We start from the raw sequence: 18,012 nt of genomic DNA, 5'->3' as shown, positions 1-18,012 counted from the left end.
TCTGACCGCCTGAACGGGTCCATAGATGACTGACCGATCAGTCCAGATGCACTTCGATCTGTTCGCCGGTGTGGACAGCTGTCTCGTTGACGGTCCGGGATTCGGTGCCGATAGTGTACTCTCCGGGATGGGCGACTCGAATTTCGACGTATCCGTTTTCGATCTCGCCGTGTCGTTCATACATGATCTCTTCGTCATTGACCTCGAGAACCGTTGACGCGGTTACCGAGGTTGCAGTTGAGCTACTCACGTTCAGTACCGCCCCCTCAACGACGGTGAATGCTCGATGAGAGTCACCCACGTATACCGGCTGGAACCGACCGCTGGTGGTTTCAACATCTCCATGGCCGACGCCGAGGCCCTCGAAGAGAATTTCGTAGCTCTCTGAGGAGGGGTCCTCACGTTCGCTGACAACGACGTATTTCCCATTTTGCCGGAGTCCATCGGCTCGCCCATCGGGATGCTCGGCCCCTAACAGCTGTTCGTATCGGCTCCCGTAGCTACTCGATTCACCGTTGACGAAGTAATTATACATCCGAACATCGCCCCACGCAGTGTCGACAGCTGTCTCGGGGTACGATCGGTCCATTTCGTCGGCGTGTTCGTCGATCGTGAGTGCCGCTTCGAACTGCTCGTCGCTGTAGGTTACCTGCCCGACAAGCGAGGGGACTAAAATAAGATTCAAAATCAAGAGTAACCCGATAGTGCCGAACAAATACCCGGACGTGCGGCCGCCTGGGATCTTGAAGGGTTTGTCACGTTCTGCTTCATCCCGGGCAAAGGGAACGAATGAACGAATTAACCCGATGTGGGCCAGCAAATATACCCCGCTGACGGCGGCAAACAGCGAACTGAACAGTACTAGTTGGGCGGCGAATCGAACCTGAAACGCTGCCAAAGCCATGTAGTACCACGCGAAACAGACCGAAAGGAGCCACGCTGGCTCATAACGCTGGACAACGAGCGTCGTCGCGACCGCCAGCGCAGCGAGACCGAAATAGTACGGGAGTCCGATCTGCCAGAGCGGTCCAAGAATGACCGCGTGCTTGACAGCGAAAAGCGAGGTTGTTTCTGTCGCCCCCTCCCGGAAGAACACCTGAGTAAGACTGTTAGTTATCCGGCTGGGCTCGATCAACTCAAAAACAAACAGGCCAGCGAGGCCGGCGATCGCGACGACCCCCTCTATCGCAAGCAGTTCGTATGCGGGACGCTCGAGTCGGTGCCACAGCTCCCCGACTCCGATGACAGCGACGGCACCGACCGCAACCAGCGCCGGCGTGAGCGCAGCGAGAGAGTTGTGCCAGCCGAGGCCGACGTGTGCGCCGATCGCTAGTAGGCTTCCGCCAGCGAGCCCGACGATCGCTGGCCCGTTGGCGAAAAGCGGCGGGACATCGGCTCTGACATCCGAAACGGTTCGCAGCGCGATATATATCGCAACCGGAACGAACGTCAGTGGCGAGCCGGTCCAAATATGCGCTGAGGCCCCGACAGCAAACGCAACGACGCCGGCAACGATCCACGAAGACCGCGATCGGAGATGGCACTTGGCGGCAACTATATTCTCCGTTCGACTCTCACGCCGCCGCTGTAGGTCAACGGCGAGCCAACTCAACGCCAACACAAGCACGCCCAGCCAGAAATATTGGTGAAGACGGTGTTCTAAAAACCCGGCGTGCGTGTACACGACGTGTACCGGTGCTAATCCCAAAAAAGCGACCGCAAGCATCCCGACACGACTGTCCCCGGTGAGTAGCTTTGCCAGTACATACACCACACAGCCGAGAGCGACGGCCCCGATAACGGGCAGCCAGGCCGCGACTGTCGCGGCCGCCTCGGGGGTTCCGCCGAGGAGTTCAGCAAGCCACCAATTAAGTGTATGAGTCAGTGGGCGACCGGTTGCAGCGCCCCCGATATCAGCGAGCACTTCAACGTCAGCCACGCCGTCGGAGCGGGCGAGTAACTGTTCCTGCCAGTACCGATAATAGTACGGGTCGTTCCCCGGCGAGACGACGTGCCCGTCTCGAAAGACATCGTCGTAGGCCAGCAGTCGAGCACCGGCCACGAGTACGAGTACACCGAGGAGGCCGCCGAGTTCACGAAGCGAAGCAAACTCAATCAACGCCGACCGGAGCCGCTGGACGTTCACCGACGGGCCGGTCTCGGATTCGATCGACTCGCCGGCTAACGCCGCCTCGATCGCCTCGGGATGTCGCAGCCGATACCCTCCACCGTCGGTCTGTTCGACGATCCCCCGAGAGACAAGCTCGCCAAAGCGTCCCGAATCAAGCTCGACATCGTCGAAGGTCAACGATTTCGTCTCCTCGCGTTCGAGAAGCTTTTCAACTGCCGAGTGAGCGTCCGGGTGGTCCCGAAGAAATCCACGGGTTCGCTCGTTTACTTCTTCGGGCGTCGGCATTGTTAGTGTGCGTGGCTGGAGCGGTCTTTTATTTTTTGTTCGCTGCCCCACCTTCCCTCCCTACTGCGCTCCTCGCTTCCGGTGGTCGCTGCGGTGCTGCTTGCAGAAGCTGACGCCACCGCGACAGACGCTGACACTGAAACCGCCGTCGTTTTTACCTGCCCCCGTACAGCCACCAGTACGTGAATCGCGCCGAACTACTGTTTGCGATCCTCATCGGGTTCGTTCAGGGCGTCCTTGAGTGGTTGCCGATCTCCAGTCAGGGCAACGTCTCGATCGCCGTGACGCTCGTGTCCGATATCGACCCCGCCGTCGCCGTCGATCTCGCGTTGTTCGTCCAGCTCGGGACGATTCTGTCCGCGGCCACGTACTACCGGGCGGATATCAAAACGGCACTCGAACACCTCCCCGGATGGCGGCCGTGGACCGCCTACAGCGAGGATAACGCCGAGATCACGTTCATCGGGCTGGCGAGTGCGGCGACCGGGGTCGTGGGGATCCCGCTGTATCTCACGCTCCGGGCGGCCGTCTCCGGGCTCGCCAGCGGGCTGTTTATCGCCGTTATTGGGGGGCTGTTGATCAGCACGGGGCTGCTCCAGCGGGCCAGCGAGGCCATCGATATCGACCCGAAGGAGACGCCGACGCTTTCGGATACGCTGTTGGTTGGCGGGCTGCAGGGCGTGACGATCCTCCCCGGTATCTCTCGATCGGGGACGACCGTCAGCGTCCTTTTGCTTCGTGGCTACAGCGGCACGACATCGTTGCGGCTTTCGTTTTTGTTGTCGATCCCGGCGAGTCTCGGCGCGGCGCTCCTCGTCGTCCTCAGCGGTGACGGGCTGCCCGGGATCTCACCTGCTGCGGCCGCCGTCGCGCTCGCCGTCAGCGCCGTCGTCGGGTTCGTCACAATCGACGCGTTGATGCGGTTCGTCGAACGGGTCCCCTTCTGGCAGGTCTGTCTCGGTTTGGGCGGGCTCGCCGTCGTCGGTGGCCTCGCTGTCCTGTGACCGTCCGTTGGCGGGCTCGGTTCTGCGGCTCGGCTTGTCTCGGCGTCTTCCGGCCGTGGCGGCGGTTCGGAAACGGCGACCAGTAGCTCAACGGCCCGTATCTCTCTGCGTTCCGTCCACGCTCGGTCATCTCATCCCACAGTACCACGGCTCCGAGGACGACACAGACCGCCGCGCCGGCCATTCCCGGTAGTGAACTCGCTGTGACGGTACCGACACCAGCCCCTTATCGGACGTACTTTTTGAGGACGTTTTTCGTTAGCCGCTCAGGTCGTATCCGACCACTAGGTCGTTGGCCCTGCCTCGGCTTTTGCACCCGACGTAATACGTCACCTCAGCAAGCACCGTCATCCCGAAGAGGAAGCTGAACCCCAGATACCACAGCGGCGTGATGATCAGATTCGCGAACAGGTCAGCTTCCTCGTAGCGAGCCCACAGCAGTACTGCGGCCAGCAACGCGAGTCACGGCCATTCCGAAGGAGTATGCGACACTCAGCGCTATCAGCAGGCCGAAGTCCTTGAGAACTGGCATGATAGCGAGCGCTCCCTTCGTGAGACCGTTATCGCCCGTATGAATGAGTTGTGTCGATTCGCTGTCTGGCTCAAACGGCGGCTCGAACTCCTCGTTCACCGCGTCGATGGCCTGCTGTTCGAGCAGATCCTCGGTGAACGAATCGGTGGAATCGGTCTCGATGCTGATGAATCTGACCCCGCCCGCGAACAGGACGGTGAGCACGAGAAAGACGACGATCTGCCGCGGGCTGTCGACGATCGCTCCGTTGAGGCGTCTCGTCGCCGCTTCGATCCGGGAGCCGGCTATCGATCACTGCCGCCGGTACCACAGGCCAACCCCGACGGCGACGATGACGACCACGACGACGATCGGTACCACCGGGAGCCCGCCCTCAGCGGCCTCCGTGGTTTCGATGGGGACCCGGACCGTATCGGAGAGCTGGCTGTTGCCGTCCTCGTCGTCGTACCGGAAGTCCAAAGAGACCGGATAGGTCTTCCGTGGCGTCGCCGAGTCCGCGACCGTCAACTCGAAGGTCATCGTGGCCGTCTCGCCGGGCTCGATCGATTCGACGTAGCCCGTGTCGGTCGACCCAGTGTCGAGCGGGTCGTCGGCGAAGAGGCGCCCCTCGACGTCGGTTGCCGTTTCGTCGAGGTTGTTCGTTACCGTCACCGAGATCGTCCGCGAGCCGCCGGGTTCGATCGTCCGGTCTTCGAGTTCGACGTCGAACTGGTCGCGTTGGGGGGCGACGTCAGCCAGCACGTCGAGTTTCGTGTAGGTCCGCTGGTCGTCGTCCTGGTTGCGGTACTGCACGGCGAAATCGAACGACTTCGACCCGCTTTCGGCGTCGGTGCTCACATCCAACGGCAGCCGGAAGTCCGCCGATTCGCCGGCCTCCAGCGTCCCGACCGCGACCGAGTCCTCTCTCGGCGTCACGGTGGTCGAATCGTCGGCGTAACGAACGACGACGTTGTCGGCGGGCTGGGGCCCGGTGTTGGTGACGGTTCCCCTGACGTCGCCGTCCTCGCCGACGCGGAGCGACGAGCCGATATCATCGATCGCGAAGGACTGTGCTTCGATCGTCTGCACGCCGGTCGTGATGGGTTCGGACGTCCGGGCGATGCCGTCCGTGTCGGTGTAGTCGACGTTGAGACCGAGGGCGTATCCGCGCAGGGCGGCGTCGTCGGAGAGCGTCACGCTGTAGTTGACGGTGCGGGTCTCGCCGGCCGGCCAGTCGCCGACGAACCCCGTCGAGGAACTCCCGTCGGAATCGAAAGTCAACGCGTCGCTCTGTGATTCGGCGTCGACGCTCGCGTCTCGGGCGGGATCCGCCCCGGTGTTCCGGAGCGTCAGCGAGACGTCGTTTTCGTCGCCGATCTGTGCGGTCGCGTCGGTGTCGACGACCACGAAGCGGGCGTCCTCGGTCACCTCGACCGTAATACTCCCCTCGCGCGTCCGCGTCCGATCACTGTAATCGACGCCGAACTGGTCGTAGTCGGCGATCCGGGTGTACTGGTACTCGTATTCGACGGGGATCTCGTAGCTGCCCGGATCGGTGCCTTCCTCTATCGTGATCGGGACTGTACTCGAGGTCGCCCCGGTCGGCACGTTGCCGACCGAGATCTCTCCGGTGTCGACGTCGATCGGGACGTTCCCGTCCTCGAACTCCACCGTCATCGCCCGGGCGGTCGTGACCCGTTCTTCGTGCTGTTCGGGCCCGCCCTTCTGGAGCCGTGCCCGGTTTCTGATGGTGATGGTGAGATCGGTCGCCGTGCCGGCGGCCACCTCGCCGGTCTGGGTCCCGAAGGAAATCTGTGGCTCGCCGATCACCTGCCCGGACTCTTGGCTCTGTGCGATCGCGCCACCTGTCCCGGCGACGAGGGCCGAAACGACGACGAGAAGGGCGATTCCGACGCGAAGCGATCGGCTGGGGGCGGAGGTGGGCATTAATCTATGTACTCGACCGACGGGGACGCGTTCGAGGGCGGCTCATCGTTCGAAACTAACCGGTTGATAAGTCGGCTGGGCGACGTATTAAGCCGTCGGTTTCGCCCAGCGCCCGGCGCCCTCGAGTGAGATGTGTTGGCCTCTCGCTCCGTGGTCGAGCGGTCGTGTTATCGCTCCCGGGAGCGGTCGATCGACCCGCCCTCGACGGCCAGTCTGGCGATCGCCGCCAGGTCGTCGTTGATGTCCGTCCCGGAGCTCTCGCCGGGGAAGATGTCCCCGAGGGCCGCGCCGAACGAGGCGACGGTCCAGACCACGCTGATACGGGCCAGCGCGATAACGGGATCCGCCCAGCCGCCGACTCGCCCCCACATCGCCATCAGCGCCGCCGCAGTCAGAAAGGAGACGGCGGCGGTCCCGACCAGCCGACGGGGGATCACGCCGAATATCGGCCGCGACATCCGGACGTCCTTCGGCCCCGCCCAGTAGACGAGCGCCAGAATCATCACGGGGACGAACGCCGTGTTGAGGAGGAAATACACCGGGAAATATCCGATCCGAAACGAGAGAAAGAACGCCGCGACGTCGAAGACGCCGTCCTCGACGAGAAACGGGCTCGAAAAGAAGATGCTGCCGACGAACGCCTCCGCGATGTCCCGGGACGTGTATTTCTGGATCTCATCGTCGAACGCCGCCTGGATCGTCTGGTTCCGGATCCGGTTTATTTCCCGCCGATCGGCGGAGTCGTCGACGACCGACTCGAGGTCGTCGAACTCCCCGTGGATCGCGTCGACGAGTTCGCTATCGGACAGCGCCGAGGCCGATCCGGTCTCGCTGTCGGTGGTGGCGATCCTGTCGACGATTTCGGGTGCGGGCCGTCGATCGGATCGCGCCGATTCACCCGCTCTCGTCACGACGGCGGGATCGCCTTCCGAGAGGATATCGCCGAGGGCCGCCCCCAGCGTCCCGACGGTCCAGAGGACGTTGATACGGGCGATCGCCTCGATGGGCGATTGCCACCCGCCGACGCGTCCCCAGACCGTCATCAGTACCGTCGCGACGAGAAACGAGACGACGAGCGTCATCACGAGACGGACCGGAACGACGCCGAGGAGCATTCGCGCTTCCCCTTTGTCCCGGCCGGTCCACTCGATCAGCGCGTACGTCATCAGGACCACGAAACACGTGTTCGCAATCAGGAAGACCGGAACGCCATAGGGGGTCGTCCCGAAGAGGTGATCGGCGATATCGACGATGCCGTCCTCGACGAGCAGCGGGGAGGCGAAGATCACGCTCCCGACGAACGCTTCCGCGGCATCGCGAACCCGGAGGTCAGGGGCGCTCGGTTCGATCAACCCCCGCTCGTGGGCCTCCGCGAGCAGGTGTGCGATATCCCGTATCTCGCTTCGGGTTTCGGCGCTGGAGTCATCGGCCGTCAGTTCGGAGAGGTCCGAAAACAGGTCCTCGATGGTGACGAGCGTCGAGCCTCCGTCGACACCGTCCGGGCCGGCTCGGGTGTCCTCGGAGAGCGCTGACTCCGACATACGAGATGGGTGCTACGCCTTCGAGGACTGGAAATATATATTTATTCGACCCCGCTGAGCCCTGACATCGGCGAAGCGCTGGCGACGATCGCCCCGGTCGCGATGATGGCCGCACTCGAGGGGATAACACAGTCACGCTCGGTTCGAACGCTTCAAGCACAGGGCTGGCGAGTACCGCTGGCGGCTTCGGCACCGCAACCGGAACGTCGTCGCCTCCTCGGGGAAGGGGTATGCTTCCCGGTTCGGCGCCGGGGACGCGATAAACAGCGTCAAGCGCAACGCAGCCGGTGCCAACGAGGAAGACGTGGGGTAGCTTTTTTCTGTCCGTTTTCGTCCCGGAATTTCCGGACATCACTCCACCTGATTTTCTTCAGCGCACGTGTCGATTATCAGTTGATCGACGCTGCTTTTTATCGGTCTATCGTCCTCGACGCCGACTTTGTCATTCTTTAACATACTCTATTTCGGGCGTTTCAGCCGATCTCCGGTCACTGATACAACAAAGTATTTAACAGTCCCGATGGTTCCACTATGATGTACCCCTACCCGTGTGGCAAGACAAGTATCCGAGACCGGATCCGACCCACAAGCGATCTGACGTGGTGTTGGTGACGACGAACGTGCGTCGGTAACCCGCTCGGAAAACGACTGTCGCAAACGGAACAAACCAAACCAAACCATGACAGACACAACACAACGATTTCGCGCAGTCTTCCTGGCTGCGTTGATGGTAACGTCCATCGTCGGGGCCGGCATTGCCTTCACTGGCAGTGTGGCCGCGGCGTCGAATGACTCAGTTACAATAAGCGCAGATGGTGACGGCACGTCGACCGTTCGGATCCAGGCCGATTATCCTTCCAGCGCGAACGATGTGAATAACGTAAACATCACGGCAACTGGATCACCGAAAATTGACTTCAGCAACGTTGAAACGGGTGATGTCACCGTTCAGGACGATGGCGGTAGTGACCTTACCAGCAGTATTACCAAAGGAACGACTGACGGTGAATTAGACATCAGCCTTTCCTCCGCTACCGACTTCACTGATGGTAATGGTAATATCACGATAACGGTCGATAATGCTAATTTCCAGACTATCGGCACTAATGCGATTAGTGCTGATCTGAACAACGATGCGAACACCCGGGATACGCTTTCGGCGTCGCCCACCTACGAAGGCCGCTTTGCCTACTCAGTGGCTGACGACACTGGGAACGTGAGCGACGGTGCAACGCTGTATCAGGGGGAGGATGACATCACTATCTTCAACCCTGGCGGCAGCGAGGCAACCGAAACGAATCTTGAGCGGACCGCCGGTTCCAGTGAAGGCGAGACCCTTCAAACGCCGATTCCGCAGGATCAGCCTACTGGCACCTATGCCAGTACGGCCGCAGACCTCAACGTTACCGTCCAAGAGCCTCGCATCAGCAGCTTTGACGTTGAAAACGGGAACGGTGAAGACGTCAGCGATGGCATCCTTCAGACCGGCCAGACGGGAACGGTTGTCGTTGATTTCAACTTCGCCGACTCTGAGGAAGTTGAACTGACCGTCGAGGACGAAAGCGGAACCGACGTCACGTCGGAAATCACCAGCGACGCGACGACAAGAACAGAGAGCGGCGGCGAGATCAGTATCGATCCGGGCGCCGTTGACGCCGGTGAGTACACCTTCACGGTCGCGGGTGCAGATGACTTGGCCTTCGGTGATGCGTCCCAGTCAACGACGGTGACGATCTCTTCACAGACGAACGCTGAAATCAACGTCGATAATGACGAGGTCACTCAGGGTTCGAATAATGGCTACGCGATCGAAAACAGCAATGAGGGCAACTTCCACGTTGTCGTCATCGAAGAAGGTGACTTCCGTAGTGGAATTAGCGCGCAGAACGCCAGTAACATCTTCCGAGATGTTGATGACTTCAGCGAGACCGGTGTGTTCAACGCGACCTCTGAAACCGCAAACACCAGCGTTGGTTCCAGCGACAACATCAACGATGTCAGCTACGCATACGCAGTAACCGAGATCGACGGCGGTGACGGACTCGGATCGATCGAAACGCAGTTCCTCGATGACTCCTCGATCAGCGTCGATCTCTACGGGGCAGGCACAGGCATCACCGATGGCTCGCACACCGATACGGACGTCACAGCTAACACAGCTGTTGACGATGTAGACTTCGAGGTCGGCGAAGGCGATGTCGAACTCGCCGAGCCGTCCGGTGCCTACATCGTCGGTAGCGAAACTGACGTCAACGGGACCACCAGCGAGGGTATCGATGAAGTGGCGATCTACGCTCGAAACAACAACGACTTCGAGGTAGTCACGATCGACGGCAGTCGGACCGTCGAAGTCGATGCTGACGACACCTTCGAGGAGACCGACATTCAGCTATCCGATACAAGTGACGATCTCGGTAACGGAATTCTGTCACTGCCTGGTACCTATCGGCTTGGCGTTATTGACGCTGAGGATGCCGACCAGGGCGACAGCAACTCGGGAGGCCCCGATGATACGCTATCGACCTCTGAGTTCAACAGCGGCACCTCAAGCACCTCGTCGATCGTGGTGACCGATACCGAACTGAATGGCTCGTTCATCACGTACAACGGGCAGATCGCGGACGATGATAACCAGATCGACGTGGCAGGCGCGGCGCCCGGCCAGGACGATATTACGGTAGCGTTCGTCAGCGAGCGCGGACAGGCAGTCGCTGAGTCCATCTCGGTGGATTCAGACGAGACGTTCGAGCAGGAAGACATCGATATTGGCGACCTAAGCCAGGGCACCGTGACGGCACACATCATCTCGGAAGGCCGTGATGGTCAGTACGGTGACAACGGGTCGCTGTCGGCCAGTGGCAATACCTACGAGCTGGCGACCGTTATTGAGGACCAGTACGCCCAGAGTGCCAGTAGCGGCGATCAGATCCGCTCGCGGATCGTGGCGAATACGGTCGAAGACACTGGCAGTGACGATCTGATCGTGAACGATCAGTTCCGGCTGAGCGGTGGACTGACGACTGTCGAAGACTTGGCCGATCAGGCCGAGACCGGCAGTGACCTGACAGTTGAGGGTGTAACTAATCGTCAGCCCGACGACAACACGATCACTGTCGAGCTACTCGACGAGGAAGGCGATTCGGTGACTCTCGAAAGCACCGACGAATGGGGCACTGACGGTATGTGGACCGTCGAGATGAGCCTCGAGAACGTCGAGCCCGGCGAGTACACGATCGAAGCCGACGACGGCGACAACACCGATCGAACGGAGATCGAAATCGTCGAAGAAGGCGCACTCGAAGACGGTGAAGACGGTGAAGACGGTGAAGACGGCGAAGACGGTGAAGACGGTGAAGACGGTGAAGACGGTGAAGACGGCACGGACGGCGAAGACGGTGAAGACGGCACGGACGGCGAAGACGGTGAAGACGGCGAAGACGGCATGGACGGCGAAGACGGTGAAGACGGCGGGGACACCGAGGAGCAGCCCGGATTCGGCGCGATCGTCGCGCTGATCGCGTTGCTCGGTGCCGCGCTGTTGGCCGCTCGCCGGAACAACTAACGCGACGACCGGTTTCTGACCGGTTTCGCGGTTTGCGGTTCGGTGCGGTTTCGCGGTTCCATTTTTTGACGTGCCACCCAATTCAGCGAAGAAGCCCCGCTGTTTCCCATGCGCGATTACCATGAGGGGAACACCGTAAGGGATTTGTCGCCGTCGGCGCTACCGCCATGTATGAGTCGCAATCGTGACGAACGGGGGCAGTACACCGAGACGGTGTCACTCTCGGAGGTTCTCGAGGTGTTCAAAACCGTCGCCGGACCCGTGGTCACCTCGAGCGATATCGCGTCTGCGACTGGCTGTTCGAGTGATACAGCGCGGCGAAAGCTAGAGACCCTTCACGATCAAGGACGGGTTGGCCGGCGGAAAACAGCGGGACGCGTCGTCTATTGGCGACTCGATGCTGTGGATCCGGATCCAGTCCTCCCTGACGATCCGATTTTCACAGATCGGCCATCGTTTGCCTCGGGCGAGGAGAGCCTCTCAGAACAGGTCGATGAGATGCTGTACGGCAAAGAAGCGTGACACATCCCCAGCCGCTGTTCGTCGACACGAACGCGTTCGTGGCGTTGTTCGACACGGATGACGAGCATCACACGGCTGCAAACGCCGTGCTGGATGGTATTCGAGACGGCGATCTGGCCTATGGTCCGATCTTCACAAGTCGATACGTGCTCTCGGAGACAGCCACTGTACTGTTGTACGGGGTCGGCCATCGTGAGGCCGTCGACGCGCTCACGACGATTCGAGCGTCTTCGACGTTCAATATCCTCGACGTGACGAAGCCTATCTTCGACCGGACAGCGGAACAGTTCGCCCAGTACGACGATCAGCAGATTTCGTTCATCGACCACCTCAACAGCGTCTTCGGCGAGCAGTTCGATATCGATCACATCTTTGCATTCGAGGAGGACTTTCGGACACTCGGGATGACACGGGTCCCGGTGGATACTGGCGACGTACCGACAACGTCCTGAATACCGGTCGTAGCTTCGGGGGGAGTTGTGTCGGTTAGATCGGCCGTTCAGCCACGGAATTCGATACTGGCCCTATCTCCGATGCTGAACGCGCTCTCCCGAGCGATCCGGACTCGGCGTCCGCCGCCAAACGTTAATGTCCCCGAGCGCGTTAGCCCGTGATATGAACGTACGGGACGCCGTCGAGGCCGACGCCGAGCGGCTGGCGGCGCTGACCGGCGCACCGGCCGACGTGATGCGGAACCTCGTTCACGACCGGACGGTCCGGGTCGCCGAGGCGGACGGGACCGTCACGGGGTTCGTCAGCTACGACGCCGTGGACTCGACGGTCCACGTGACCCAACTCGAGGGGGACGCCGAACTCTGTGAACGGCTGCTGGCGGAGCCGCGACGCTTCGCCGACCGGGAGGACATGGAGGTCGAACTGCTCGCGATGGAGTCCGACGACGCGGCGAAGACGGCCGCCGAAAGAGCCGCCTTCCGGCGCTGTGGCCCCGGCCCGCGGTTCGACGGCGACCGGACGGTCCGGTACCGCTGGGAGCCGACCGCCTGATCATCCTTTTGAATATCTGTCCACGGCCCGTTCGTGGCCACTCATCGCCCACCCGGTAGTTTGAGGGGGCCGCCCCGAGAGTACTCAGACGATCCGATACATCCATGACACAGCCGGCATCGATCCCGTTCGATCCGATTGAGACGACCGTCACCGAGATCCACGCGGCCATGACCGAGGGACGCGCCACGGCCGAGGCACTCGTCGAGGCCTACCTCTCCCGGATCGACGAGTACGACGACGACCTGAACGCGATCCTGACGGTGAACGACGACGCGGTAGCGCGTGCCCGACGGCTCGACACCCGCTTCGAGACCGAGGGTTTCGTCGGCCCGCTGCACGGCGTGCCGATCGTCCTCAAGGACAACCACGATACTCACGACATGCCGACCACGGCCGGGTCGACGGCGCTTGCGGGCTCGACGCCGTCGCGGGACGCCGCCGTCGTCGAACAGCTCCGGGATGCCGGCGGTATCGTCCTCGCGAAGGCCAACCTACAGGAGCTGTCATTCGGCATCGATACGATCAGCTCCCTCGGGGGCGAGACGCGGAACGCCTACGACCTCGGACGGCGGCCCTCGGGGTCCAGTGGCGGCACCGCCGCGGCGATCGCGGCGAACCTCGGCGCAGTCGGCACCGGCAGCGATACCTGCTCGTCCGTCCGCTCGCCGCCCGCGTTTAACGCTCTCGTCGGCGTCCGCCCGACCAGGGGGCTGGTGAGCCGGCGGGGGATCGTCCCGCTGAGCGAAACTCAAGATACCGCCGGACCCATCGCCCGCACCGTGGAGGATGCCGCCCGGCTGCTCGAGGCGATGGCTGGATACGACCCCGAGGACCCGGTGACGGCCAGAGGAGTCGGACGGGTGCCCTCGGAGGGGTACGCCGCCGGGCTCGGGGAATCCAGTCTCAACGGGGCACGTATCGGCGTCGCCCGACAGTTCTTCGGCGCCCACAACGACGCGCACGCTGCCGACGCCGAGCGGGTGACAGCGGTCCTCGAGGACGCCATCGAGACGATGTCGGCCGCCGGTGCGACGATCGTCGATCCCGTCGATGTCGTCGATCCCGATCGCCTCGAGAGCGCACGGGTGGTCGCCCACGAGTTCGCCCGCGATCTCGGTCGGTACCTCTCGGAAAGAGACGCGGCGCCGTACAGTGCTCTCGCCGGGGTCGTCGCGAGCGGCGAGATCGCCCCCGCGGTCGAATCCCGGATCGAGGCCTCGGGCGCGCTCGATATCGACCCGGACTCGCTGGAGGACGACGCCGAGTATCTCGCCCGGCTCCGTCGGCGGGAGGAACTCAGAGACGACACGCTCGCACGGCTGGTCTCCGACAACCTCGACGCCTTGCTGTACCCGCCGTCGACGGTGCCGCCGGTCGAAATCCCCGACCACCAGCCCTTCGTGGAGATGAACTGCGAGTTGGCCGCCCACACCGGCCTGCCGGCCGTCGTCGTCCCGGCCGGGTTCACCGACGACGGCCTCCCGGTCGGCGTCGAACTGCTGGGCCGGGCGTTCGAGGAACGGCGCCTCCTCGAGATCGCATCCGCCGTCGAACGGACGGTCGGGGGGCGTCGGCCGCCCGAGCGGTTCGGATCGCTTGAGTGATCGATCCGTCGGCTGGGCGGACTCTTCGGATGGCCGTACGAGGTTCGCAGTCACACCCGCCGATCGATGACCGCCTTCGCCTCCGTGGCGGCCTGCTTCCAGCCGTAGCCCTGATCGTAGACGTGCTTTTTCGAGTCGACGAGTTCCTCCGGCGAGGACTCCTCGAAGCCGCCCCGATCCCACGTTCCCGACGTCTCGAGCCACTCGACCGTGTTCTCGCGGGCCTCCTCCCAGGAAAGCCCGACCATCTCGTAGAAGGCGACCATCGCGAACACCGAGTGATCGTGGGCGCCGGGGACGCTGCCCTTCTCGTAGATGGTCTGTAACGGCTCGAACGTCGGCCGCGAGACGCGCTCCCGGTAGGCTTCCGGACCGAGCAGCCTGAGTCGGCCCTCCTCCTCGACGACCCGCCGGTCGCCCTTCAGCCGTCGGAGGACAGCGGTGTGGAGCCCGCTCCACCGACCGTCGACGGTCTCGCGCAGGGCGTCCTCGTCGGGGTACGTCCGGATCGAGAGCGCCGCGACGATGTCGGTGTAGGCCTTCTCGATGTGGCGGCGGTCGGTCCCCTCGAACTCACAGCCCGGATCGTGGAGGTTACTCGTCGTCCGACAGCCGGGACAGCGGTACCTGAGACGCACGCTTGACCGTGAGGTCGCCGCCCCCCAAAGGCGTATCGCTCGCGTCGGGACCTCGCGGGTCGGTGCGTTTATCGGCCCCGACGCGATACCGGTGGGTATGGAGCGGCTCCACGCCCGGTATCCGTTTTTGGACGCCTCGCGGGCTGCCGTCGGGGCCGCCGACGTCGATCTGGCCGAACTCGTCGCGGAGAACGGCCCGGCGGTCGAACGCGGCCACGAGCGGGTCCGGCGGGCGCTCTTAGAGGGGACGACCGCCCCTGAGGAGCCGCGGCTCTGGAGTACGCGCGCCGAGTTGCTCTCGTACCCGATCGCCCGGGTACTCGTCTCGCTGCTCGATGTGCCGGGTGCGACCGAGAAATACGCCGCCGCGGAGGCGACGACCGCCCGCGAACGCTTCGTCGAGGACTTCGAGGCCGACCTCGAGTTGAAAAGCGCCGCCGGCGACCGGCTCACGCTCGAGGAACTGCTCGCCGACTTCGATCTCTCTGGCGGCGTCGATCCGGTCGGCGACGGCCGCTTCGCTCTCGACGTGACGGCGTATCTCGAACTCGCCGCCGGCCTCGACGGCACCGAGTGGCGGCTCGCCGGACGCCCCCTCTCGGACGGGACGGTTCGCGTCTCACGACCTGAACTCTACACCCTGCTCCGGGAAGCCGTCGCGGGGAAAGTCGCCGAAGGATTGCCACTCTCGGTTCCGGAGGGCATCGCCGAACCGCTTTCGACGGAACTGGCCTCGATCAGGCGCGCGATCGCCGAGCTCGATCCGCCCTTGTCCTTCGAGGCGGTCGCCCCGGGGCTTTTCCCCCCGTGTATGCGTGCGCTCCTGTCACGAATCAGAGACGGGGAGACGCTTTCCGATCACTCCCTGTTTTCGCTCGTCTCCTTTCTGCTCGCGACGGGGCTGGACGAAAGCGAGGTGATAGACCTCTGCTCGCTGTCGGAGGGGGCCGCCGAGATGGTCCAAGGGCAGATCGCCCGGCTCCGCGACGAGGAGACGACCGTCGCCGCCCCGCCCTCCTGTGCCGTGATGGACGAGTACGGTGACTGCGTCGACAAGGACGACCTCTGTGAGACGATCCGGCACCCGCTGTCGTACTACGAAACACGGCTCCGGCGGACGCCGGAGGATCGGATCACAGACTGGCGTCAATAACGCCGCGAGAGTCCCAGCCCGATCGCCGACATGAAGACGATAAAAAAGGTGACCGCGCCCACCAGCGCGAGCCCGCCCGCCTCGGTCAGCGCGCCGTCGGTGTAGGTCGCCCCGATCCAGAGGATGATGGCGGCGAGCGTCCCGACACCGACGAACGCGACGGCGGCTTCGACGGCGGCGTCCTGATCCATACCCACGAGTGGGATGGTGTGGGAGAAAAACGCTTCGAAGGCGTGTTCCGAGCGATGGCGGCGTACGGGTGGGGTAACCGTGCGCGGAGGACACCCCCCATGGAAATGGGGCCGGATCGGACGAACGTTTAAGCAAAACGGACGAAAACGAACGAGCATGACTGCTGTCGATCACGATACCTCGGCGACGCTGACGCTGTATCGGTTGCACGGCTGTCCGTACTGCGAGCGGATCGCCCGACGGCTCGACCGATACGGGCTCCCGTATACCTCCCGCTTCGTTGCGGGCGAACACAGCCAGCGGGACGCCGTCGCCCGCGAGGCGGGTACGCGCTCGGTTCCCGTGTTGATCGACCCCGACCGCGGGGTGACGATGGCCGAGAGCGGCCGGATAATCGAGTATCTCGATGCGACATACGGCGGGGCGGGTGACTGAGATGGCCTCCTTCGACGTCCCGGAGTTTCCGCCCTCGGATCACCCCACAGAGGGCGAGGAGGCGCCGGATTTCACCCGCCCGCTCGTCACCGAGGAGTACTGGGAGGACGTCGCTTTCTCCGAGTTCGCCGCCGACGCCGGCGCGGCGTTGCTGGTGTTTTACCCGCTTAATTGGGGCGGGAAGTCGCTGTACTGGTGGAACGAGATCCGAGAGCGCGGATGGGGCGGCGACGACCTCGGCGTGGTCGGGGTTGGGATCTCCCAGCCGTTCGACCACCGGCGGTTTATCGAACGCCAGGGCCTCGAGTACCCGCTGTACTCGGATCCGGCCAACGGCGTCGCACAACGGTACGATATCGTCCACGACCTCGACGGCATGGCGGGGATCACGGAGCCCCGTCCCGCGGTCTTTCTCGTCGACGGGGAGCTGACCGTCGAGTACGCCTGGGTCGCCGACGTCTGGCCCGAGTCGCCCCCCTACGACGCCATCGAGTCCGAACTGCCCCGCCGGTGATCGAGGTCTCTCCCGGCCTGAGCACCCGACGTGACTCTGGCTTACGACGCTACGCCCTCGGGAAACGCCTGCAGTCGCTTGTAGACCCCGAACTCACAGTCGAGTCCTTCGAGCCGGGCCCGCAGATCGTAGCCGAGCTGGCCTATATCTAGCGGCCGTAGCTCCAGCCTTCGACGAAAGCAACGACGTCGGTCCCCGAGGAGAGCGTGACGTCGTAGACGATCCGGACGCCGTCGTTTCGGGTCGTTGGCATCGACGAACCAACGCCCGGGGGCGTCTTCAACCCATCCCTCGCCGGGGCCGTCCGGAGTAACCCCTTTCAGGGTGCCCCTCCCAGACCGCCCATGGGCAAAGAGACCATCCGGACCGACGACGCCGCGCCCGCCGCGGGCGCCTACAGCCAGGCGACGACCGAGGGCGATCTCGTCTTCACCGCCGGCCAGATCGCGCTGACGCCCGAGGGGGAGCCGCTCGACGCCGAGCCGATCGAGGTCCAGACCGAGCGCGCCCTCGAGAACCTCGAAGCCGTCCTCGAGGCGGCCGGGACGGGGCTGGAACACGTCCTCAAGACGACGGTCTTTCTGGCCGATATCGACGACTTCGAGGCGATGAACGAGGTCTACGCCGGCTACTTCGATTCGGACCCGCCCGCGCGGTCGGCGATCCAGGCCGGCGCGCTCCCGCTCGGGATGGCCGTCGAGATCGAGGCGGTCGCGATCCGGCCGTGACCCCGCGGGGACGGGCGGCACTGTTGTGGGGTGCGATCGGCGCGCTCGCGTTTCTCGTCCTCCACGGCGCGTATCTCCTCGCCGGCGGGCCCTTCCTCGGCCTCGGTCCGATCGCCGGCGTGACGGGCCTCGTGTTCGCGACGACGGTGATCGCGAGCGACTACTTCGAGCGCCGTCTCGGAGGGGTCGAACGGGAGGTGGACGGGAGGCAATAACGCGGTGGCGTGGAACGCGAAG

At 63.4% G+C, this 18,012-nt stretch carries 16 protein-coding genes and 2 pseudogenes; 12 read left to right on the top strand and 6 right to left on the bottom strand.

Features of this window, described 5'->3' with window-relative positions; genetic code table 11:
• Nucleotides 1–37: 37 nt before the first annotated feature.
• Nucleotides 38–2,416 (bottom strand): hypothetical protein, encoded by a 2,379-nt coding sequence (locus tag KM295_RS06345; RefSeq protein WP_256029120.1) that lies wholly within the window; start codon nucleotides 2,414–2,416, stop codon nucleotides 38–40.
• Nucleotides 2,417–2,598: 182 nt separating this feature from the next.
• Between KM295_RS06345 and KM295_RS06340 the strand changes: the two genes are divergently transcribed.
• Nucleotides 2,599–3,420: an undecaprenyl-diphosphate phosphatase gene (locus KM295_RS06340; protein WP_256029119.1), complete on the top strand. Its 822-nt coding sequence runs from the start codon at nucleotides 2,599–2,601 to the stop codon at nucleotides 3,418–3,420.
• 538 nt (nucleotides 3,421–3,958) lie between these two features.
• Here KM295_RS06340 and KM295_RS17000 read toward each other — a convergent pair.
• From KM295_RS17000 to KM295_RS06325, 3 genes and pseudogenes are all read right to left on the bottom strand, one after another.
• A pseudogene (locus KM295_RS17000) lies at nucleotides 3,959–4,240 on the bottom strand (efflux RND transporter permease subunit); the annotation flags it as partial.
• A 3-nt stretch (nucleotides 4,241–4,243) separates the two neighbouring features.
• On the bottom strand, nucleotides 4,244–5,878 hold the full coding sequence (locus tag KM295_RS06330) for a COG1361 S-layer family protein (protein ID WP_256029117.1): 1,635 nt from the start codon (nucleotides 5,876–5,878) through the stop codon (nucleotides 4,244–4,246).
• A gap of 167 nt (nucleotides 5,879–6,045) precedes the next feature.
• Nucleotides 6,046–7,419, bottom strand: coding sequence for a hypothetical protein (locus tag KM295_RS06325; RefSeq protein WP_256029116.1), 1,374 nt, complete (start codon nucleotides 7,417–7,419; stop codon nucleotides 6,046–6,048).
• Nucleotides 7,420–7,594: 175 nt separating this feature from the next.
• Between KM295_RS06325 and KM295_RS06320 the strand changes: the two are divergent.
• The 6 genes and pseudogenes from KM295_RS06320 to KM295_RS06295 all read left to right on the top strand — a co-directional run.
• Nucleotides 7,595–7,732, top strand: a pseudogene (locus KM295_RS06320) (YegP family protein); the annotation flags it as partial.
• A gap of 366 nt (nucleotides 7,733–8,098) precedes the next feature.
• Nucleotides 8,099–10,981, top strand: coding sequence for an HVO_2072 family ArtA-dependent S-layer glycoprotein (csg, locus tag KM295_RS06315; protein ID WP_256029115.1), 2,883 nt, complete (start codon nucleotides 8,099–8,101; stop codon nucleotides 10,979–10,981).
• Nucleotides 10,982–11,152: 171 nt separating this feature from the next.
• Entirely contained in the window at nucleotides 11,153–11,503 is a 351-nt protein-coding gene (locus tag KM295_RS06310; protein ID WP_256029114.1) for a FaeA/PapI family transcriptional regulator, read from the top strand.
• On the top strand, nucleotides 11,500–11,955 hold the full coding sequence (locus KM295_RS06305) for a type II toxin-antitoxin system VapC family toxin (RefSeq protein ID WP_256029113.1): 456 nt from the start codon (nucleotides 11,500–11,502) through the stop codon (nucleotides 11,953–11,955). The genes KM295_RS06310 and KM295_RS06305 overlap by 4 nt, the downstream gene beginning before the upstream one ends.
• 163 nt (nucleotides 11,956–12,118) lie before the next feature.
• Complete coding sequence (locus tag KM295_RS06300; protein WP_256029112.1) at nucleotides 12,119–12,508, top strand: hypothetical protein; 390 nt, start codon at nucleotides 12,119–12,121, stop codon at nucleotides 12,506–12,508.
• 104 nt (nucleotides 12,509–12,612) lie between these two features.
• A complete protein-coding gene (locus KM295_RS06295) occupies nucleotides 12,613–14,115 on the top strand; it encodes an amidase (protein ID WP_256029111.1) in 1,503 nt (500 codons plus the stop codon).
• A 50-nt stretch (nucleotides 14,116–14,165) separates the two neighbouring features.
• On the opposite strand, the gene KM295_RS06290 is transcribed toward KM295_RS06295, so the two are convergent.
• Nucleotides 14,166–14,753 (bottom strand): DUF7474 family protein, encoded by a 588-nt coding sequence (locus KM295_RS06290; protein WP_256029110.1) that lies wholly within the window; start codon nucleotides 14,751–14,753, stop codon nucleotides 14,166–14,168.
• A 97-nt stretch (nucleotides 14,754–14,850) separates the two neighbouring features.
• Here KM295_RS06290 and priL point away from each other — a divergent pair, with 97 nt between their 5' ends.
• Nucleotides 14,851–15,906 carry a DNA primase regulatory subunit PriL gene (gene priL, locus KM295_RS06285; protein ID WP_256029109.1) on the top strand — a complete coding sequence of 352 codons (1,056 nt, stop codon included), beginning with the start codon at nucleotides 14,851–14,853 and terminating at the stop codon, nucleotides 15,904–15,906.
• On the opposite strand, the gene KM295_RS06280 is transcribed toward priL, so the two are convergent.
• Nucleotides 15,900–16,097 carry a DUF7472 family protein gene (locus KM295_RS06280; RefSeq protein WP_256029108.1) on the bottom strand — a complete coding sequence of 66 codons (198 nt, stop codon included), beginning with the start codon at nucleotides 16,095–16,097 and terminating at the stop codon, nucleotides 15,900–15,902. The genes priL and KM295_RS06280 overlap by 7 nt on opposite strands.
• A gap of 157 nt (nucleotides 16,098–16,254) precedes the next feature.
• On the opposite strand from KM295_RS06280, the gene KM295_RS06275 reads away from it, so the two are divergent.
• From KM295_RS06275 to KM295_RS06260, 4 genes are all read left to right on the top strand, one after another.
• Complete coding sequence (locus KM295_RS06275) at nucleotides 16,255–16,533, top strand: glutaredoxin family protein (RefSeq protein ID WP_256029107.1); 279 nt, start codon at nucleotides 16,255–16,257, stop codon at nucleotides 16,531–16,533.
• The gene (locus tag KM295_RS06270; protein ID WP_418904755.1) at nucleotides 16,505–17,047 is read left to right on the top strand and encodes a redoxin domain-containing protein; all 543 of its coding nucleotides are present in this window, start codon (nucleotides 16,505–16,507) and stop codon (nucleotides 17,045–17,047) included. The genes KM295_RS06275 and KM295_RS06270 overlap by 29 nt, the downstream gene beginning before the upstream one ends.
• 344 nt (nucleotides 17,048–17,391) lie before the next feature.
• Complete coding sequence (locus KM295_RS06265; protein ID WP_256029106.1) at nucleotides 17,392–17,775, top strand: Rid family detoxifying hydrolase; 384 nt, start codon at nucleotides 17,392–17,394, stop codon at nucleotides 17,773–17,775.
• The gene (locus tag KM295_RS06260; RefSeq protein WP_256029105.1) at nucleotides 17,772–17,990 is read left to right on the top strand and encodes a DUF7981 family protein; all 219 of its coding nucleotides are present in this window, start codon (nucleotides 17,772–17,774) and stop codon (nucleotides 17,988–17,990) included. Before KM295_RS06265 ends, KM295_RS06260 begins: the two co-directional genes overlap by 4 nt.
• The last annotated feature ends 22 nt before the right edge of the window (nucleotides 17,991–18,012 follow it).

This window comes from Natronomonas aquatica (genome assembly GCF_024449025.1).
Taxonomy (GTDB): Archaea; Halobacteriota; Halobacteria; order Halobacteriales; family Haloarculaceae; genus Natronomonas; species Natronomonas aquatica.
This window is presented reverse-complemented; position numbering and strand designations above follow the sequence as displayed.